The sequence below is a fragment of the Mesorhizobium sp. GbtcB19 genome (assembly GCF_019091085.1).
Taxonomy (GTDB): Bacteria; Pseudomonadota; Alphaproteobacteria; order Rhizobiales; family Rhizobiaceae; genus Mesorhizobium.
In genome coordinates, this window is sequence record NZ_JAGXJY010000002.1 from 392752 (window position 1) to 410769 (window position 18018).

At 62.7% G+C, this 18018-nt stretch carries 14 protein-coding genes; 6 read left to right on the plus strand and 8 right to left on the minus strand.

Annotated features, from left to right (window positions below):
* Positions 1 to 173 precede the first annotated feature (173 nt).
* Positions 174 to 2063 (plus strand): MFS transporter, encoded by a 1890-nt coding sequence (locus KVT37_RS05990; RefSeq protein WP_217570583.1) that lies wholly within the window; start codon positions 174 to 176, stop codon positions 2061 to 2063.
* A 73-nt stretch (positions 2064 to 2136) separates the two neighbouring features.
* On the opposite strand, the gene KVT37_RS05995 is transcribed toward KVT37_RS05990, so the two are convergent.
* A complete protein-coding gene (locus tag KVT37_RS05995) occupies positions 2137 to 2331 on the minus strand; it encodes a DUF2735 domain-containing protein (protein WP_217570585.1) in 195 nt (64 codons plus the stop codon).
* A gap of 308 nt (positions 2332 to 2639) precedes the next feature.
* On the opposite strand from KVT37_RS05995, the gene KVT37_RS06000 reads away from it, so the two are divergent.
* Positions 2640 to 3677 carry a glutamine synthetase beta-grasp domain-containing protein gene (locus KVT37_RS06000; protein ID WP_217570587.1) on the plus strand — a complete coding sequence of 346 codons (1038 nt, stop codon included), beginning with the start codon at positions 2640 to 2642 and terminating at the stop codon, positions 3675 to 3677.
* A gap of 118 nt (positions 3678 to 3795) precedes the next feature.
* Here KVT37_RS06000 and KVT37_RS06005 read toward each other — a convergent pair whose 3' ends face one another.
* Complete coding sequence (locus KVT37_RS06005) at positions 3796 to 4959, minus strand: P1 family peptidase (protein ID WP_217570590.1); 1164 nt, start codon at positions 4957 to 4959, stop codon at positions 3796 to 3798.
* Between the two features lie 31 nt (positions 4960 to 4990).
* The gene (locus KVT37_RS06010) at positions 4991 to 5593 is read right to left on the minus strand and encodes a TetR/AcrR family transcriptional regulator (RefSeq protein WP_217570592.1); all 603 of its coding nucleotides are present in this window, start codon (positions 5591 to 5593) and stop codon (positions 4991 to 4993) included.
* 145 nt (positions 5594 to 5738) lie between these two features.
* Between KVT37_RS06010 and KVT37_RS06015 the strand changes: the two genes are divergently transcribed.
* Together KVT37_RS06015 and KVT37_RS06020 are read left to right on the plus strand one after the other, a co-directional pair.
* Positions 5739 to 7163 carry an APC family permease gene (locus KVT37_RS06015; RefSeq protein ID WP_217570593.1) on the plus strand — a complete coding sequence of 475 codons (1425 nt, stop codon included), beginning with the start codon at positions 5739 to 5741 and terminating at the stop codon, positions 7161 to 7163.
* Positions 7164 to 7370: 207 nt separating this feature from the next.
* Positions 7371 to 8462 carry a hypothetical protein gene (locus KVT37_RS06020; protein ID WP_217570595.1) on the plus strand — a complete coding sequence of 364 codons (1092 nt, stop codon included), beginning with the start codon at positions 7371 to 7373 and terminating at the stop codon, positions 8460 to 8462.
* A gap of 75 nt (positions 8463 to 8537) precedes the next feature.
* On the opposite strand, the gene glnA is transcribed toward KVT37_RS06020, so the two are convergent.
* Complete coding sequence (gene glnA / locus KVT37_RS06025) at positions 8538 to 9947, minus strand: type I glutamate--ammonia ligase (RefSeq protein ID WP_217570597.1); 1410 nt, start codon at positions 9945 to 9947, stop codon at positions 8538 to 8540.
* Between the two features lie 60 nt (positions 9948 to 10007).
* Positions 10008 to 10346 carry a P-II family nitrogen regulator gene (locus KVT37_RS06030; protein ID WP_018428041.1) on the minus strand — a complete coding sequence of 113 codons (339 nt, stop codon included), beginning with the start codon at positions 10344 to 10346 and terminating at the stop codon, positions 10008 to 10010.
* 348 nt (positions 10347 to 10694) lie between these two features.
* On the opposite strand from KVT37_RS06030, the gene KVT37_RS06035 reads away from it, so the two are divergent.
* Together KVT37_RS06035 and KVT37_RS06040 are read left to right on the plus strand one after the other, a co-directional pair.
* Positions 10695 to 12233, plus strand: a complete 1539-nt coding sequence (locus KVT37_RS06035) for an NAD(P)H-hydrate dehydratase (protein ID WP_217570927.1) — start codon at positions 10695 to 10697, stop codon at positions 12231 to 12233.
* Entirely contained in the window at positions 12230 to 14236 is a 2007-nt protein-coding gene (locus KVT37_RS06040) for a hypothetical protein (RefSeq protein ID WP_217570599.1), read from the plus strand. Before KVT37_RS06035 ends, KVT37_RS06040 begins: the two co-directional genes overlap by 4 nt.
* Here the strand turns inward: KVT37_RS06040 and waaF are convergent, their stop codons facing one another.
* The 3 genes from waaF to KVT37_RS06055 are packed head-to-tail and all read right to left on the minus strand — an operon-like array spanning position 14237 to position 17812.
* Entirely contained in the window at positions 14237 to 15259 is a 1023-nt protein-coding gene (gene waaF, locus KVT37_RS06045) for a lipopolysaccharide heptosyltransferase II (protein WP_217570600.1), read from the minus strand.
* A gap of 59 nt (positions 15260 to 15318) precedes the next feature.
* Positions 15319 to 16260 carry a glycosyltransferase gene (locus tag KVT37_RS06050; RefSeq protein ID WP_217570602.1) on the minus strand — a complete coding sequence of 314 codons (942 nt, stop codon included), beginning with the start codon at positions 16258 to 16260 and terminating at the stop codon, positions 15319 to 15321.
* Between the two features lie 19 nt (positions 16261 to 16279).
* Positions 16280 to 17812: an acyl-CoA carboxylase subunit beta gene (locus KVT37_RS06055; RefSeq protein ID WP_217570604.1), complete on the minus strand. Its 1533-nt coding sequence runs from the start codon at positions 17810 to 17812 to the stop codon at positions 16280 to 16282.
* Between the last annotated feature and the right edge of the window lie 206 nt (positions 17813 to 18018).

Here is an 18018-nt window from a genome sequence, read left to right on the forward strand (position 1 = left end):
CGCAGCGCACCTAATACCAAAGTCATAATCCCATCGTCGCGGTGCCTTTCGCCACGCCTTTCTGTCATTTTTTGTCTCGTTGGCTGCGTTGTTTGAGTCCGCGTTCGGAGGAGCTCGGACGGTGGTGCGCGCGGCCATCGAGGACAGACGGGATCTCACGGGAGGACTTTTCAATGGCAATGGCTTCGACCGCCGGCGGAACCAGCCGCGGCATGACGCGAGAGGAGAAGAAGGTCATCTTCGCCTCTTCGCTCGGCACCGTTTTCGAATGGTACGATTTCTATCTCTACGGCTCGCTGGCGGCCTTCATCGGCTCGACCTTCTTCAGTCCGGCGATCCCGGAGGCGACGCGCAACATCTTCGCGTTGCTCGCCTTCGCCGCGGGTTTCCTTGTCCGCCCGTTCGGCGCGCTGCTTTTCGGCCGCATCGGCGATCTCGTCGGCCGCAAATACACCTTCCTCGTCACCATGACGATCATGGGCCTGTCGACCTTCCTGGTCGGCTTGCTGCCCGGCTACGCGACCTTGGGCATCCTGGCTCCCATAATCCTGATCGGACTGCGCATGCTGCAGGGCCTGGCGCTCGGCGGCGAATATGGCGGCGCCGCGACCTATGTCGCCGAGCACGCGCCTGACGACCGCCGCGGCTTCTACACCTCCTGGATCCAGACGACGGCGACGCTCGGCCTGTTCCTGTCGCTGATCGTCATCCTGATCGTGCAGGGCTCGCTCAGCAAGGAAACCTATGCCAACTGGGGCTGGCGCATTCCCTTCATCGTTTCCTTCCTGCTGCTTGCCATTTCGATCTGGATCCGGCTGTCGCTATCGGAATCGCCGACCTTCCAGCGCATGAAGGAAGAGGGCAAGGGCTCCAAGGCGCCGCTGTCGGAAGCCTTCGGCCAGTGGAAGAACGCCAAGATCGCGCTTTTGGCGCTACTCGGCCTCACCGCCGGCCAGGCCGTGATCTGGTACAATGGCCAATTCTACGCGCTGTTCTTCCTGACGAATGTGCTCAAGGTCGACGCCCAGTCGGTCAACATCATGATCGCGATCGCGCTTGCCGTCGGCTCGATCTTCTTCGTCGTATTCGGCTGGCTCTCCGACAAGATCGGCCGCAAGCCGATCATCATGGCCGGCCTCGCATTGGGAATCGTGTGCACCTTCCCGCTGTTCAAGGCGCTGACCTGGGCCGCCAATCCGGCGCTGGCCACCGCCCAGCAGAACACCCGCGCGACAGTGACGGCTGCGCCCGGCGACTGCAGGTTCCAGTTCAACCCGGTCGGCACGGCGAAGTTCACGACTTCCTGCGATATCGCGACTTCGTTCCTGACCAAGAACTCGGTGCCTTACGATGTCGTTTCGACGGCGGCACCCGGCACTGCGGCCACGGTCAAGATCGGCAACGAGACGCTGAATTCCTATGACGCCGTCGCAGCCGGCGACCAGGCCAAGGCCAAGGACGCTGCCTTCGTCAAAGCGGTGAACATGTCGCTGCAGGATGGCGGCTATCCGCTGAAGCGCGCCGCGGCCAAGGTTCCGGACCAGAAGCTCGACGCCTTTGTCGCGGCCAACCCGGAGCTGAAGCTCGACGCCGCGGCCATCCGCGCCGGCGAGAAAGCGGCTGTTCCGACGGATAAGGCGATCGCCGACAAGCTTTTGACCAAGGAAGAGGCAGCCGGCGCGCCTGAAGTCACCGTCTATACCATCCCTGGCGGCGGGGCCTTCGCGATGACAGCCGATCCGGCGGCCATCAACTGGCCGATGACGATCGGCATCCTGTTCATCCTGGTGCTGTTCGTGACCATGGTCTACGGACCGATCGCCGCGATCCTGGTCGAAATGTTTCCGACCCGCATCCGTTACACCGGCATGTCGCTGCCTTACCACATCGGCAATGGCTGGTTCGGCGGCCTGCTGCCGGCAACGGTGTTCGCGCTCAGCGCCTACAAGGGCGATATCTACTATGGCCTCTGGTATCCGGTGGTGATCGCCGCGATGTCACTGATCATCGGCATGATCTTCGTCAGGGACACGCTCGGCACCGATCTGCACGCCAAGGACTGACCTGCGTTCGAACAAAAGCCCGGCGCGAGCAATCGCGCCGGGCTTTTTCATTCCCGAATTCCAAGGAAACAGGTCAGCTCTTGCGCTGCCGATCTTCATCCTCGAGGGCCGCTTCGTGATACCAGCCGTCGAAGTCGGCATGCTCGCCGTGCAACGAAGCCAATTCTGCCGCGAATTTCGCCTTGGCGCCTAAATTTGAGGCAGTCCTGCGTCCTGCCAGTGGGAACATCAGAATTTTCGCCGTGGGACGGGCGGAGACGATCTCCATTGCCGGTCTCCTTTCTTCTTTATGGGCTTTTCGATTCACCTTTCCAACAATGTAGGTTCTGCGATTCATTTAGGCAATATGCCTACCAAAAGATCAGTATTTGCATATTATTTGTGCATACCGTGGTTCTGACTGATCTCAGCGCAGCGTTGAGGCGGCTCAGCAAATTCAACACGATCTCGTGACCATTTTGCCGCACCCGATCGCGCGGGTGTGGCATACGATTTGCATTTTAACGACCGGCAGGCCGGCTAGCCCGGCCATGCATCGACACCGCATGCGGTGATCAAGCAACGAGAGGCTCTAGAATGACCAAATACAAGCTCGAGTATATCTGGCTCGACGGATACGTCCCGACCCCAAGCCTGCGCGGCAAGACCCAGATCAAGGAGTTCGCCGAGTTCCCGACGCTCGAGCAACTGCCGCTGTGGGGCTTCGATGGCTCGTCGACGAACCAGGCCGAGGGCCACAGCTCGGACTGCGTGCTGAAGCCCGTCGCCGTCTATCCGGATCCGGCCCGCACCAATGGCGTGCTGGTCATGTGCGAAGTCATGATGCCCGACGGCGTGACGCCGCATGTCTCCAACAAGCGCGCCACCATCCTCGACGACGAGGGCGCGTGGTTCGGTTTCGAGCAGGAGTATTTCTTCTACAAGGACGGCCGTCCGCTCGGCTTCCCAGAGAGCGGCTATCCGGCTCCGCAGGGCCCTTATTACACCGGCGTCGGCTACAAGAATGTCGGCGACGTCGCCCGCACGATCGTCGAGGAGCATCTCGACCTCTGCCTGGCAGCCGGCATCAACCATGAAGGCATCAACGCCGAAGTGGCGAAGGGCCAGTGGGAATTCCAGATCTTCGGCAAGGGCTCCAAGAAGGCCGCCGACCAGATGTGGATGGCCCGCTACCTGCTGCTGCGCCTGACCGAGAAATACGGCATCGACATCGAGTTCCACTGCAAGCCGCTCGGCGACACCGACTGGAACGGCTCGGGCATGCACGCCAACTTCTCGACCGCCTATATGCGCGAAGTCGGCGGCAAGGCTTATTTCGAGGCGCTGATGGCGCAGTTCGACAAGAACCTGATGGACCACATCGCCGTTTATGGCCCGGACAACGACAAGCGCCTGACCGGCAAGCACGAGACCGCGCCGTGGAACAAGTTCTCCTACGGCGTCGCCGACCGCGGCGCCTCGATCCGCGTGCCGCACTCCTTCGTCAAGAACGACTATAAGGGCTATCTGGAAGACCGTCGCCCGAACTCGCAGGGCGACCCCTACCAGATCGCTTCGCAGATCCTGAAGACGATCTCGGAGGTTTCGACCGCCGCCGTTTCGGCTGCCGCCTGATTCTCACCGCGCAGGCCGCGCCTGCGCTGGACGAGCTTCAATAATGGAAGGCCCCGGCGTTCTCCGCCGGGGCCTTTTTGCATGGTGACTGCCGGTGAGGGAGCTCCGCCCGTCGCCCTCAGCCGGCAATGACGCCACGCGATTTGAGCGCGGCCGTCACTTTGTCTCGCGGTAGCGCAGGCGTGCGATTACCGTCGCGGCCGACCATCTCCGTGTTGGCGACCAATGCGTTGAGCACGGCCTCCTCGGTCGCCTGCACGACGGCCGTGTAGAAATCGTCCATGCGGCCCCAGGGGACGAAGTCCATGCGGCTGTAGCTTTCTTCGCTTGGAGCACCTTTCGGAAAGCGGCCGTTGAGCGCATCCGGGTTAGCGGTCGACAATGCGAGAAAAATATCGCCGGAAAAATGCGAGCCCGCCGTTCCGGTGCGCGCCAGCCCGAGCGGAACACGGCGTGCCAGCGCCTTGCACTGTCCAGGCAGCAGCGGCGCATCGGTGGCGACGATGCCTATGCAGGAGCCGGCGCCGGTCGGGCCGCGAAAATAGGCTTCCATCGGATTGTCGGCGGCAAGCTCGCGCCCAAGCGGCACGCCGGCAATGCTGAGCTCCTCGCGCGAGCCGAAATTGGCCTGCAGGAAGACACCGACCGTATAGGAGCGATGGCCGTAGTCGACGACGCGCGACGCCGAGCCGGAGCCGCCCTTGAAGGCGTAGCAGTTCATGCCGGTGCCGCCGCCGACCGATCCTTCCTCGATGGCGCCGCCAGCCGCATTGTCGATCGCCTCGATCGCGTGGTCGACGGTGACATGCGAGCCGTTGATGTCGTTGAGATAGCCGTCCCAGGTTTCGGCCACTACCGGCAGCAGCCACTGGTTCGCCACCTCGGGCTTGTTGCGCGCCACCCAGTCGATCACGCCGCGATGGCAGGGGCCGACGGCATGCGTGTTGGTGATCAGGATCGGCATCGAGAGGCTGCCAGCCTCCTCCAGCCAAGAAGCGCCGGTCATCTCGCCATTGCCGTTGAACGAATGATAGCCGGCGGCCAAAGCCACCCCGACGCCATCGCGGCCAAGCGGCAGGATCGCGGTGACGCCGGTGCGGACCGGCCCATGCCCGAGGCTGAGCTTGCCGTCGCCCTTGATCAGCGTCGAATAGCCGACGAGCACGCCATCGACGTCGGTGATGGCGTTGGCCGGTCCCGGCGTGCCAGGCAGCGGAATGCCGAGGCCGCGGGCGCGCGTTTTGCCGGCCGGCGTTGTGGTCGCGACTGTTCGTTGGTCCATGCTGGGAAATGCTCCGTTGATGAAAGCCGGCTCAGCCAAGGCTGCAGCCGGTGGCAAGTTCGGCGTAGCCGGTGAGGATCGCCATTGCCGAGGCGTGGTCGACGGCAGGCACGACATTGACGAGATGGAGGCCGAGACCGTCTTCCAGGACGACCAGGCTGCGGGCGATGACTTCGCTCGCCGCATTGAGCTTGAAGGTGCCTGTGGCGGCGCCCGCTTCGAGGATGCCGATATAGATCGCCACCTGGCGCTCGAACAGAGTGATGTGGCGGGCCGCGTAGCTGGCATCCGAACGCGAATAGGCGCCGAGCTCCAGAAGCAGCCGGCAAAGCTGGTCGTCCGGATCGGTCGGCAGCCCGCTTTCCAGCATCGTCCTCAGCCGCGCCCTTGGATCGGCGATCGCTGCGACGGATGCCGCGCGTTGCGTGCAGAAGCGCTCGACTGCCTTGGTCTGCACATCGTCCAGAAGCTCCTTGAGGCCGGGATAATAATAGAGCAGGGCGCTCGAGCTCATGCCTGCCTCGTTGGCCACGTCGCGCAAGGTGACGCCGGCGAGGCCGCGTTTGGCGATCATCGATTCTGCTGCCGCGACCAGCGTCAGGCGGCGATCGGTCTGTGTCTTGGGTCTGCCCATTTCGTTTCCTGAATTTAATTCAATAAAAACTGGCCTGTGGGTTTTTGCAAGCCGGCATATCGCAAATTTGTTGACGCTATGTGTCAACGTGGATAGCTTCCGCTTCGGATAGTAATTTTTATCCAATTAAAAAAAGGGGAGGAAAATGTCTACAAACGAAGCCACTACCGCGGCCGTCGACAAGACCGCGACCGGCGCCAAGGGCCTGGACCGGGCACTGAACGCGCTGGGCACGCTGATGATCGTGCTCTCGGCGGTGACGCCGGCATCATCCGTTTTCATCATCGTGCCGGGCGTCATCGCGCTGGCCGGCACCGGCTCGTTCCTGAGCTTCGTGATCGCGGCCGTCATCGGCCTGTTCATGGCCTTCGTCTATGCCGAGCTTTCCTCGGCCTATCCGATGGCCGGCGGCGAATACACCATGATCGGCCGCACGCTCGGCCGCTTCTGGGGTTTTGTGACGCTGGTGCTGGTCTTCGTGTCGATCGTGCTGATCGTCGCCGTCATCGCGCTCGGCGTCGGCACCTATCTCGGCGTGCTGATCCCCAACCTCAGCCCGCAATGGGTCGGCGTGGTGACGATCATCCTGGCCGGCGCGGTCGCCGCCATGCGCATCAAGCTCAACGCCTTCGTCACCGGCATCTTCCTCGGCATCGAGATGCTGGCGCTGCTGATCCTCACCGGCCTCGGCTTCGCCCATGTCGAGCGGCCGCTCTCCAGCCTGTTCACCGCGCCGCAACTGCTCGACGCCACGACCAACGCGCTGGTTCCGGCTTCGGCCGCCATTATCCTGGCATCCACCGCCGTTTCGCTCTTTGCCTATAACGGCTATGGCGCTGCCGCTTATTTCGGCGAGGAGACGCACGACGCCAAGCGCAACATCGGCAAGGTGGTGCTGTGGGCGCTGGTGATCACGGTCGCGGCCGAGCTCATCCCGCTGACCGCAGTTCTGCTCGGCGCGCCCGATCTCGTCGGCCTGCTCGCCGCACCCCAGAAGATCGAATATTTCCTCGAGGCGCGCGGCGGCCATTGGCTGACGGTGGCGATCAGCCTGGCGATCGCGGTTGCCATCTTCAACGCCGTCATCGCCATCATCCTGCAGGCGGCGCGGCTCCTGTTCAGTTCCGGCCGCGACAAGACCTGGTTCGGCCCGATCAACAGCGCCGTCGCATCCGTCCACGGCACTTACGCATCGCCATGGGTTGCCACCATCGTCGTGGTGGTGCTGGCCGCACTCGCCTGCTTCATCGACCTCAACCTCCTGCTGGTGGTCAGCGGCACCTCGCTCGTGGTGATCTATGCGCTGCTCTGCGTCGCCGTCTTCGCCGGCCGCCGCAACGGCACGACCTCGGGCGGCCACTATCGCATGCCGCTGTTCCCGGTGCCGGCGATCCTTGCGTTCGTGGCGCTCATTTACGTCGCTTATCAGAACCTGCTCGACGCCGCCTTCGGCCGCCCGAGCCTGATCGCGACGCTGGCAATCATGGCCGTCGCGGCGATCTACTTCCTGCTGTTCCTGGCGCGCCGCGCCGACTGGAACCTGCATGGCCCCGACGAGCTTGCGGGATAGGCGTCAGCCCTCCGACGTCCCGTCCCTGCGAGAACCCCGGTGAAAGCCGGGGTTCTTTTTATTGAAAATGCAATCAATGGTGGCGTCGCGCCGCCTATCTGACCCACTTAGCGGCCACGTTGATATATGCAACACCCAGCATTTCACTTAGGCGCTTCGTGCAATCTTAAGATGCATCCTGTAGGTCGACACTATGGGAGACTGCACATGAACCGGATTGGCACGAATTATCTGAAATTATTTGTGACGGGGCTTGCCTTCGGATTCTACCTGGTCGCGGCAAGCATACGCGGTTGGGGCACGGAGCCGCTCAGCGACTTCAGCAATGACGCCGTTATCTTGACGATACTGAAAGGCGGCACTGTCTTCGCCCTGATGTTCACCGCGGGACACCTGGTGCTGCGCCAGTTAGGTGTCATCAAGGCCTGGGCTTATGCCCTGCTCGGGATGGTCTGCGCCTTGCCGTTGTTCATATTGCATCTCGCCTCCGGCACATTCGGCCAGCTGGCTGCGACAGGAAACCTGTCGACGGGTTTGTTCATGCCCGCATGTATCGGCGCGGTTATCGGCCTGGCATACCGCAAGTCGGCCGGAATAGAGGGTCAAGCCGAAGACCTCGACGGCATGAACGCAGCCTACCGACGCATCGCCTCCGCCGCCGGCGGCGAAACAGGCAGCGGATCCCATGGTCAGCCTGGCCGCGGCCAAGCCACGTTCGGCAAGGCATCGGCTGGCGCCGAAACGGTCGGCGCGTTCGTGCACGAGGGAACGGAGTACTTCGCCGGCCCGTTGCGCGTGCGCACCTCGCTGGTTTCACTGCTCGGCGCATCCTTGCTGGGCGGCCTGCTGAGCACTTTAATTCAGGGGATCCTGGATCTCGCAGCCTACATGCGTGGTCTGCAAGGCATCGGTAAATCAATACGCCCGGAAAACCTGATCGACGTGCTGGCGAGCGACTTGGTGATAAAGGGAGCCATGGCGCTGTTCACCGGAATGCCGGTCCTTATCCTCATCGCCATCGCGCATTTCGGCCTGCGGTCGATCGGCAAGACCGGATATCTGGCGTATGGCCTAGGGGGACTGGCAGCGGCACCGTTGATGGCTCTCGTGACATTCGGCGCAGCTGGACCGCTGGTCATTCTCGCCACGCTGCCGACGCTTGTCGGCGCGGTCATCTATCGCAAGCTCGCCGGTCTCGAACCTGTCCCGGTCGCGGAGGACGTCATCGCGAAGAACCGCCGCGACCTTGTTGCGGCCGACCATGCGCGGCGAAAGGCCGGGCGGGTCATTGTCTCCTGACGATAAGCCGGCCAAATGAAAAGCCCTTGGAGGCAGTTACCTCCAAGGGCTTGATTTCAACATCCGATCAGAAGCTTAGACCGAGTAATACATGTCGTACTCGACCGGGTGCGGGGTCATCTCGAAGCGCATCACCTCGGCCATCTTCAGCTCGATGTAGGAGTCGATCTGGTCGTCGTCGAAGACGCCGCCGGCCTTGAGGAAGCCGCGATCCTTGTCGAGGCTCTGCAGCGCTTCACGCAGCGAGCCGCAGACGGTCGGGATCTTCTTCAGCTCCTTCGGCGGCAGGTCGTAGAGGTCCTTGTCCATCGGCTGCCCGGGATGGATCTTGTTCTTGATGCCGTCGAGGCCGGCCATCAGCATGGCGGCGAAGCCGAGATAGGGGTTCGCACCCGGATCGGGGAAGCGGACCTCGACACGCTTCGACTTCGGCGACGAGCCGAACGGAATGCGGCACGAGGCCGAGCGGTTGCGCGCCGAATAGGCGAGCAGCACCGGCGCCTCATAGCCCGGCACCAGACGCTTGTAGGAGTTGGTGAGCGGGTTGGTGAAGGCGTTGATCGCCTTGGCGTGCTTGATGATGCCGCCGATGTAGAACAGGCAGCTTTCCGACAGGCCGGCATATTCGTTGCCGGCGAAGGTCGGCTTGCCGCCCTTCCAGATCGACTGGTGGACATGCATGCCCGAGCCGTTGTCGCCGAACACCGGCTTCGGCATGAAGGTGGCCGTCTTGCCGTAGGCGTTGGCGACCTGGTGCACGACATACTTGTAGATCAGCATCTTGTCGGCGTTGCGCACCAGCGTGTCGAACTTGATGCCGAGCTCGTGCTGGGCGGCGGCGACCTCATGGTGATGCTTTTCGACGCGCACGCCCATCTCGGCCAGAACGGTCAGCATCTCGGAGCGCATGTCCTGGCAGGAATCGATCGGCGGCACAGGGAAATAGCCGCCCTTGATGCGCGGACGGTGGCCGAGATTGCCGGTCTCGTAATCGGTGTCGTCGTTGGACGGCAGCTCGGTCGAATCGAGACGGAAGCCGGTGTTGTAGGGATCGGCCTTGTACTTGACGTCGTCGAACACGAAGAACTCGGCTTCCGGGCCGACATAGATGGTGTCGCCGATGCCTTCCGACTTCATATAGGCCTCGGCCTTCTTGGCGGTGCCGCGCGGATCGCGGTTGTAGGCCTCGCCCGAGACCGGATCGAGGATGTCGCACAGGATGACCATGGTCGACTGGGCGAAGAACGGATCCATATGCACGGTGTCCGTATCCGGCATCAGCACCATGTCGGACTCGTTGATCGCCTTCCAGCCGGCGATGGAGGAGCCGTCGAACATGACGCCGTCGGCGAACATGTCTTCTTCGACCTCGACGACATCCATCGTCACATGCTGCAGCTTGCCCCGCGGATCGGTGAAGCGCAGGTCGACGAATTTCACGTCGTTGTCCTTGATCTGCTTCATGATGTCTTTGGCTGTCGTCATGTCATGTATCCCTGTGTGATGACGTGTTTTGATGATGACGTTGCAGAAGATGGGGGGGCGTCAGATGGCGTCGATGCCGGTCTCGCCGGTGCGGATGCGCACCACTTCCTCTATGTTGGAGACGAAGATTTTTCCATCGCCGATGCGGCCTGTCTGCGCCGCCTTGCGGATGGCCTCGATGGCGCCCTCGACGGCCTCGTCGCCGAGCACCACTTCGATCTTCACCTTGGGCAGGAAATCGACGACATATTCGGCGCCCCGGTAGAGCTCGGTGTGGCCCTTCTGCCGGCCGAAGCCCTTGGCTTCGGTGACGGTGATGCCTTGCAGTCCGGCCTCCTGAAGCGCTTCCTTCACTTCGTCCAGCTTGAATGGCTTGATGATCGCTTCGATCTTTTTCATGTAAAAAGTGGCCTCCACTGCCAAGAAGACGGGTTATGTGCCCCGCTTGCGCCTCCATCAAGCACGAAGCGTGCCAATCCAGCGGAGCGGCGACGCCGCAGGGCGTTTTCGATCGCGTGCCGCCTTCGGATGCAAATTCGCGTCATCCGCTGCATCGGATGCGTCATGGACGCCCAAACCCTATACATCGCTCCTCCTCGCGTCTGCGCAAAAAATGGGCAGACAGCGCAATTTGCAGGCAGAACCCCTCTCGGATGCGACCGCATTTGCGAAAAGATGCGCGATCGTGGTTGTTTGCTTCGAACCGAAAACTGGACAATGCTCGATCGCATGAAGATCGGCAATCCCATGCGCAACGAACTTCTGTCGCCGGCCGAAATGGCCGAGGCCGACAGGCTGGCAATCGCTGCCGGACCGCTCGACGGCTACGGGCTGATGCTGCGCGCCGGCGAGGCGGTAGCGGCCGTCGTGCTGGCGCGCTACCCGGCGGCGAAAAAGGTGCATGTGCTGTGCGGCCCCGGCAACAATGGCGGCGACGGATATGTCGTGGCGCGGCTGCTGGCCGAGGCGGGCGTCGATGTTGCGTTGTGGGCCGAAGGTAAGCAGAAAGCTGGAAGTGATGCCGCACGGGCTTCCGAAGCTTGCAACCTGCCCGTCAATCATCTGAATGATTTTCATCCTGAAGCAGGCGAGGTTGTCGTCGACGCCCTTTACGGCGCTGGACTCTCAAAGAACCTTTCTCCCTATGCTCAGGCCGCCTCGGGCATCAGTGGGGCGGAGAACGTGCCAGTAGTGTCAATCGATTTGCCGTCCGGCGTTTCGGGCGAGACCGGATGGACCAGAGCCTATTTCAAGGCCGACCTGACGATAACCTTCGTGCGCAAAAAACATGGGCATTTGTTGATGCCAGGGCGCAGCCTATGCGGCGAGATTATCGTTGCGGATATCGGCATCCCGGATTCGATCATTGATCAGCTGAAAATCAAGACATTTGAGAATACGCCGGATCTCTGGCTGCGATGGTACTTCCCGAGAACGGCGATCGACGTGCACAAATACCAGCGGGGCCATGTCGCTGTTTTTTCCGGCGGGCCGAACTCTACCGGGGCGGCACGGCTTTCGGCTTTGGCTGCGGCCCGAAGTGGCGCGGGCGCAACCACTATCCTGTCACCCGGGGACGCCATGCAGGTGAACGCCGCCCATTTAACGTCGATTATGTTGCGAAAGACCGATTCAGTTGCGGACGTCGATGAGTTCGTTAATGAGCGCCGGCCATTTGCATATGTGCTCGGGCCTGGATTTGGCGCTGGCGACAAGGCTCGCGATTTTACCTTGTGGTTGCTTGCGAGAAACAGGCTCGACGAGACGCAAGGCAGGCTCGACCGGGGAGGCGTTGTCCTTGACGCCGATGGCATCTCCGCGTTTCGCGACGAACCCGCGGCATTGTTCAATGCAGCGCGCCGAGTTGGGGCATACCCACTGATTTTAACACCGCACGAGGGTGAGTTTGGCCGCCTGTTCCCTGATATCGCCGCAGACAAGAAAAGCTCCAAGCTGAGCAAAGCGCGAGCGGCAGCCAAACTTGCGAATGCAATTGTGGTCTACAAGGGCGCCGATACGGAGATTGCCGCGCCCGATGGCCGCGCGGCGATCAATGCCAACGGTGCACCCTGGCTCGCCACGGCGGGGTCGGGCGACGTTCTGTCGGGGATCATTGCCGGACTGCTGGCGCAAGACATGGCACCTTTCGAAGCCGCCTGCGCCGCCGTCTGGATTCATGCCGAAGCCGGCCGCCGGTTCGGGCCCGGGTTGATTGCCGAGGACCTGCCCTCGGCGATTGTGTCTATTCTGCGCGAACTGATCGAAACCCAACCGGACCTTCGATGAGTCGTCTTGCTCTCCTTTTCATCTCGCTCGTCATGGCCGCGTTCACGCTCCAGCCGGCGCGCGCTGCCGATCGTCCTGTCACCATCGTCGACGACCCTCACGTCCTCGCCACGCTCGATGCCAGGGGATACAGCTTCGCCGCTGTCTTGGGCGTCGATGGCAAGGACGACCTGAAAACCCTCTACGATGAGGCACCCGCCTACCACGCCATCGTCGAAACGGTGGCCGCCGATGTGGCGGCACTGCGCGCCGACATGAAGGCCGGCGGCCGAACCCTTTACGAAGTGACCGACGGCAATGTCGGCCGCATCATCGACATGCGCTGGCTGAAGACGAGCGCCGCGCGCTTCCGTCTGGTCGGCGTCGTCAACCGGCTCGACCGGCGCGACTTCGCCAAGCTGAACGATGACAAGAGCTGCGGCGAGGTGCGGTTCATCTATCGCCTTGCCTACGCCTTCAAGAAGAACGGCAAGCAGCTGGCCTCGCGCCTGCCGTTCAATTTCAACGCCATATACCGCGTCGCTCCGGACCCCGATGGCGGCTGCGCCGGCGTTGCCGGTCGTTGGACGCCACAGCTCGACGAAACGGTTGATGCCGGCTGGCTGACTGGCGGGCCGCTCGAAAGGGCCTCATTGTCCTTCAAGCAACTCGAACTCAACGCGCAGGTGGTGCGCTTTCCGTCCGGCCAGGAAACCGAGTTCGGCGGGCAGGCCGCATACCTGATGCGCATCTTCAGCATCGACGGCGCGGCGGTCGGCGAGAAGCCGCTGGAAAATACGCCGGACACGGCCCGCCTTGCAGAAGATGCGGTACTGAAAGCACGGCTTGCCGACTATGTCCGTGCCAATGCCGCCGCGGTCGATCTCGGCGTCTATGAAATCCCGGATGAATTCCTCGCCCGAAAAGTCGTCTCCTGGTCGACCTTCGGCAGCGCCAGGCAAGCCAACCATCCGTTCACGCCGCTGTTCGATCCAAAGGAATTCGCCGGGCTCGACTATTCGAAGTTTTCCCTGGCGCGCACGCCGGAAGCCCTCGTCGAGCGTCTCGACAACGGCGCCTGCCAGGGCTGCCATCAGGCAGGTTCGACCGCCGGCTTCCATTTCATCGGTCTCGACGATGCCACGACCTCGCCGCTCAACCGCATCGAGGTCGGTATCTCGCCGCATCTCCATGCCGAGATCCCGCGCCGCGAGGCGTGGCTCGAAGCCACGGCCGAAGGCAAGGATCCCAATCGTTTTCGTCCGCTCTCCTTCGCGCCGCCCGCCGCGTGGAAGGACACCGGTGAGGTCGCCTACGCGCCGGCCGAAACAACGATGCCATGCCTGATACCGGAAGACGCGAGCCGCTTCGGCAGCACCTGGCAATGCGGCGCCGGCACCGTCTGCACGCCGATCGCGGCCGCTTCTGGCGTTAGGACCAAACTGGCGCAATGCCTGCTGCCGAAAGACAGCACCGCGATGTTTTCCGGCCATCCCTGCCTTACCGGCTCGATCGCCAGCAACGCGGCGCAGCCTTTCAACGACCGCTACAAGATCACCGGCCAGTTCGCCGCCCCTGCCGAGGCGATTTCGCGCACCGCCTATACATGCCGGCCGCCGAAGATCGGCGTTCCGGGCGGCTTCGCCTACCGCGCCTGCGACGACAAGGATCGCGCCTTCTCCGCCTTCAAGCCAGGCAAGCCGATGCCGAACGAAATCTGCGGCCTGGTCGGCGGCAAGAAGTTCGACATCTGCGTGGCGACCAACAATTTCGACCAATGCCTCGGCGGCGCCGTCAACCGCGGCAACCGCCCGGCCTGCTCGGCCGAGCATTTCTGCCGCGAGGACTATATGTGCCAGTCGCTGCCGCGGGACACGCCGAGCGCCGCCAAGGTCGAGGGCATCGGCTTCTGCTCGCCGACCTATTTCATTTTCCAGATGCGCATCGACAACCACGCCACGCCATGGGCGACCGCGGCGCGCGCGAGCATGAGCGCAGGCTTTGGCGCGGCGGCCGAGGAATAGTCAGGCTTCCTGTCTGGGGCCCGATTGCGCCACGGCGTCGGCCAGAGCCGCAAGGACGCGTTCCTCGCTGATCCCTCGCGTGTCTTGAACCCAGCTCGGCGTAGAGATCGGCGGTTCGAGATAACGCACCTGGTCGTTCACCGGCCCGGTCTCGTAGGAGCGGTTCGATCCGAAGATGAGCACGCATGGTCCGCCCAAGGCCGCAGCCGCATGGCAGAGCCCGCCGTCGACGCCGAGGAAGGCAGTCGAGGCGGCGATCTGGCACATGGCATCGGTCAGCGCCGGTGTCGAGGTGAAATCCACCGCCTCCGGAAGTGCCGCCCGGATCTGCGCGGCGGCCTCGCGTTCCCGCGGGCCGCCGATGAGCCAGACCGACCAGCCGCGCCGGACGTGATCCTTCGCTATCGAGATAAACCGCTCCGCCGGCCATGAGCGGAAATTGGTGAAAGCCGAGGTGTAGAGCGCCAGCGCCGGCCGCGCCGGATCGATCCCGTGCCGTGCACGCCAATCGGAAAGCTCCTCAGCCGAAACCGCCATCTGCGGCGCAGGCAGCCGCATGTCATCGCCTGGCTTCTCGCCCAGCATCGCGATCGCGCAGACTTGCTCGAACAATCGCGTCTTGCGCGGGCCGAACGCCACGAAGCTCTTCGGCCAGCCCGCCGGCAGACGGTTGATGATGCCGAACTGGAATTCGCGCGGATAGCCGATGCGTTCTGGTATGCCGGCCAGCCATGGCACAAGCGCGGCCTTGGTGCTGCTGGTGAGCATATAGGCCGCCTGGTAGTTCTCCTTGCGGATTTCGCGCGCCAGGCCAGCCCGCTCTTTCAGCCCAGGCTTCCAGTGCTTCTCGACGATCCACGTCTTGCGGATATGAGGCATCAGGCGCGCCAGCGGCGCGGCAAGCCGCGAGGTGGCGACGTCGATCGGATGCCCGGGAAACTTCTCCGCGAGGACCTGGATTGCCGAATGACAACGGATGAAGTCACCGATCGCCGGCAAGCAGAAGACGAAGATGGGACGCAACAGGCGCTACCTTTAGATCCGGAACAATCGCCATCAATGGCTGATATGACGGTGATTTGTCACGGAAGCGCTTCGCCATCAAGGATGCGCGCATAGAGTTCCAGATAGGCTTTCGCCGTCCTCTCGATCGGGAACCGGTCGGCGGCCGACTGGCGGCACCGTTGCGCCGGCAGGTCTCCGATCTCGGCAAAGCCGCGCCTGAACTCCTCGTCGGTCTCGAAGAAGCGGCCGGTATCGGCATCCACGGTCTCCACAAGCGCGCCGCGCGGCGTGGTGAGCACGGGCGTGCCGCACAGCATGGCTTCGACCTGCGCCATGCCGAACGGTTCTTCCCACGAGATCGGATTGAGGAATGCCTTCGATTGACCCAACAGGCGCAACTTGTCCTGGCCATCGACCATGCCGTGAAACCGGTAGCGGGTGGAAAGGCTCTTGAAGAACACGCCCTCGCGGCGCGTCTTGCTGCGGCCGAGCAGCTTCCAGCGCGAACCGCCGGCGATATCGAGGGTGAAGTCGAATTTCTTGGCGAGATCCACCGCCCGGTTCAGCCCCTTTCCCGCGCGCGCAATGGCCGCCATGAAGAACAGGTGGTCGTTCTTCGACGGCGCCAGCCGGTAAGCGTCCACGGGAAACCCGTTATAGACGAAGGTCTTGCGGCCATGCAGTTCGGCATGGCGGGCGCTGAGGAAGTTCCAGTTGGGTTGCGGCCGCGGATAGTCCGGAAGATGGCCGTGCTCGGTGTTGAGCGTCGGGAAGGGGACCTCGACCTTCCAGGCGTGCAGGTTGACGATCTGCGTATCGCGCGGGATCGCGGCCCGGCATTCGGCATCGCTGACCGCATGCCTGACTTCGCATAGCGGATGCGACGATCCCGGCGCGGCGATCAGGACGACATGGTGCCCGAGCTTGACCAGCTCGGTGACCAGCCACTCGACCTGGCGCTGCGTGCCGCCATACCCCTTGGCTGGAATAAGGCTCTGGGCTGCAAGGGTTATGCGCATTTCGGATCGGTGCAGCTTCTCACAGCGGAATGTTGTCGTGCTTCTTCCAGGGGTTCTGCATGTCCTTGTTGCGCAGCATGCGCAGCGCTCGCGCCACGCGGCGCCGGGTCGAATGCGGCATGATCACCTCGTCGATATAGCCGCGCTCGGCGGCGACGAAAGGCGACAGGAAGCGATCCTCGTAAACCTTTGTATGGGCTGCAATTTTCTCCGGATCGCCGATATCCTTGCGGTAGATGATCTCGACCGCACCCCTGGCGCCCATCACCGCGATCTGGGCCGTCGGCCAGGCATAATTCATGTCGCCGCGCAGATGCTTCGAGGCCATCACGTCATAGGCGCCGCCATAAGCCTTGCGGGTGATGACGGTGATCTTCGGCACGGTCGCCTCGGCATAGGCGAAGAGCAGCTTGGCGCCGTGCTTGATCAGCCCGCCATATTCCTGCGCGGTGCCCGGCAGGAAGCCCGGCACGTCGACGAAGGTGACGATGGGAATCGAAAAACAGTCGCAGAATCGCACAAAGCGCGCCGCCTTGCGGCTGGCGTCGGAATCGAGCACGCCGGCCAGCACCATCGGCTGGTTGGCGACGAAGCCGACCGTGCGGCCCTCGACGCGGCCAAAGCCGGTGACGATGTTCTTGGCAAAGCTCTGCTGGATCTCGAAGAAATCGCCTTCGTCGACGACCTTTAGGATCAGCTCCTTGATGTCATAGGGCTTGTTGGCATTGTCGGGGATCAGCCGGTCGAGCGACAGGTCGTGGTCCGTGACCGACTGGTAGCATTCGATCTCGGGGATATCGGAGGTGTTGGACGCCGGCAGGAGATCGACCAGCCGGCGCATCTGCAGCAGCGCCTCGACATCGTTGTCATAGGCGCCGTCGGCGATGGAGGATTTGGTGGTGTGGACGGAAGCGCCGCCGAGGCTTTCGGCGGTCACCGTCTCGTTGGTCACGGTCTTCACCACGTCCGGCCCGGTGACGAACATGTAGGAAGTGTCGCGCACCATGAAGATGAAATCGGTCATGGCGGGCGAGTAGACGTCGCCGCCGGCGCAGGGACCCATGATCAGCGAAATCTGCGGGATGACACCGGAGGCGAGCACGTTGCGCTGGAAAATCTCGGCATAGCCGCCGAGCGCCGCCACGCCTTCCTGGATGCGCGCGCCGCCGGCATCGTAGAGACCGATGATCGGCGCGCGATTGCGCAACGCCATCTCCTGGACCTTGATGACCTTTTCGGCATGCGCCTCCGACAGCGAGCCGCCGAACACGGTAAAATCCTTGGCGAAGATATAGATAGGCCTTCCGTTGACCGTGCCCCAGCCGGTGACGACGCCGTCGCCGGCGATCTTGGTCTTCTCCATGCCGAAATCGGTCGAGCGGTGCTCGACATACATGTCGAACTCTTCGAACGAGCCTTCGTCGAGGAAGATCTCGATACGCTCGCGGGCAGTCAGCTTGCCCTTCTTGTGCTGCGCCTCGATGCGGTCCTTGCCGCCGCCCATGCGGGCAATTTCGCGGCGGCGCTCGAGTTCCTTCAGCACGTCTTTCATGGACGATCCCCAAAACGGATGAGTGATTTGTGGTAATCGCGAGGGCGGGGGAGCGCAAGCGCTGTCGTTTTGCTGCATTGCAACATGACACCCCTTGCATTCCAGGGCGAACTCGGCCATATGCAGCCCATAGGCGCTTGGGCCGGGAGATTCCGGCCTTCTCGACGAATGAGACTGGTTGCGTCTGTTTTCCCTCTTTCCGCCAA

Excerpts from the sequence above, each read along its gene's own strand:
- KVT37_RS06040 (WP_217570599.1), top strand. The coding sequence starts at position 12,230 with ATGAGTCGTCTTGCTCTCCTTTTCATCTCGCTCGTCATGGCCGCGTTC.
- KVT37_RS06000 (WP_217570587.1), top strand. The coding sequence starts at position 2,640 with ATGACCAAATACAAGCTCGAGTATATCTGGCTCGACGGATACGTCCCG.
- glnA (WP_217570597.1), bottom strand. The coding sequence starts at position 9,947 with ATGACGACAGCCAAAGACATCATGAAGCAGATCAAGGACAACGACGTG.
- KVT37_RS06020 (WP_217570595.1), top strand. The coding sequence starts at position 7,371 with ATGAACCGGATTGGCACGAATTATCTGAAATTATTTGTGACGGGGCTT.
- KVT37_RS06010 (WP_217570592.1), bottom strand. The coding sequence starts at position 5,593 with ATGGGCAGACCCAAGACACAGACCGATCGCCGCCTGACGCTGGTCGCG.
- KVT37_RS06055 (WP_217570604.1), bottom strand. The coding sequence starts at position 17,812 with ATGAAAGACGTGCTGAAGGAACTCGAGCGCCGCCGCGAAATTGCCCGC.
- KVT37_RS06050 (WP_217570602.1), bottom strand. The coding sequence starts at position 16,260 with ATGCGCATAACCCTTGCAGCCCAGAGCCTTATTCCAGCCAAGGGGTAT.
- KVT37_RS06030 (WP_018428041.1), bottom strand. The coding sequence starts at position 10,346 with ATGAAAAAGATCGAAGCGATCATCAAGCCATTCAAGCTGGACGAAGTG.
- KVT37_RS05990 (WP_217570583.1), top strand. The coding sequence starts at position 174 with ATGGCAATGGCTTCGACCGCCGGCGGAACCAGCCGCGGCATGACGCGA.
- KVT37_RS05995 (WP_217570585.1), bottom strand. The coding sequence starts at position 2,331 with ATGGAGATCGTCTCCGCCCGTCCCACGGCGAAAATTCTGATGTTCCCA.
- KVT37_RS06015 (WP_217570593.1), top strand. The coding sequence starts at position 5,739 with ATGTCTACAAACGAAGCCACTACCGCGGCCGTCGACAAGACCGCGACC.
- KVT37_RS06035 (WP_217570927.1), top strand. The coding sequence starts at position 10,695 with ATGCGCAACGAACTTCTGTCGCCGGCCGAAATGGCCGAGGCCGACAGG.
- KVT37_RS06005 (WP_217570590.1), bottom strand. The coding sequence starts at position 4,959 with ATGGACCAACGAACAGTCGCGACCACAACGCCGGCCGGCAAAACGCGC.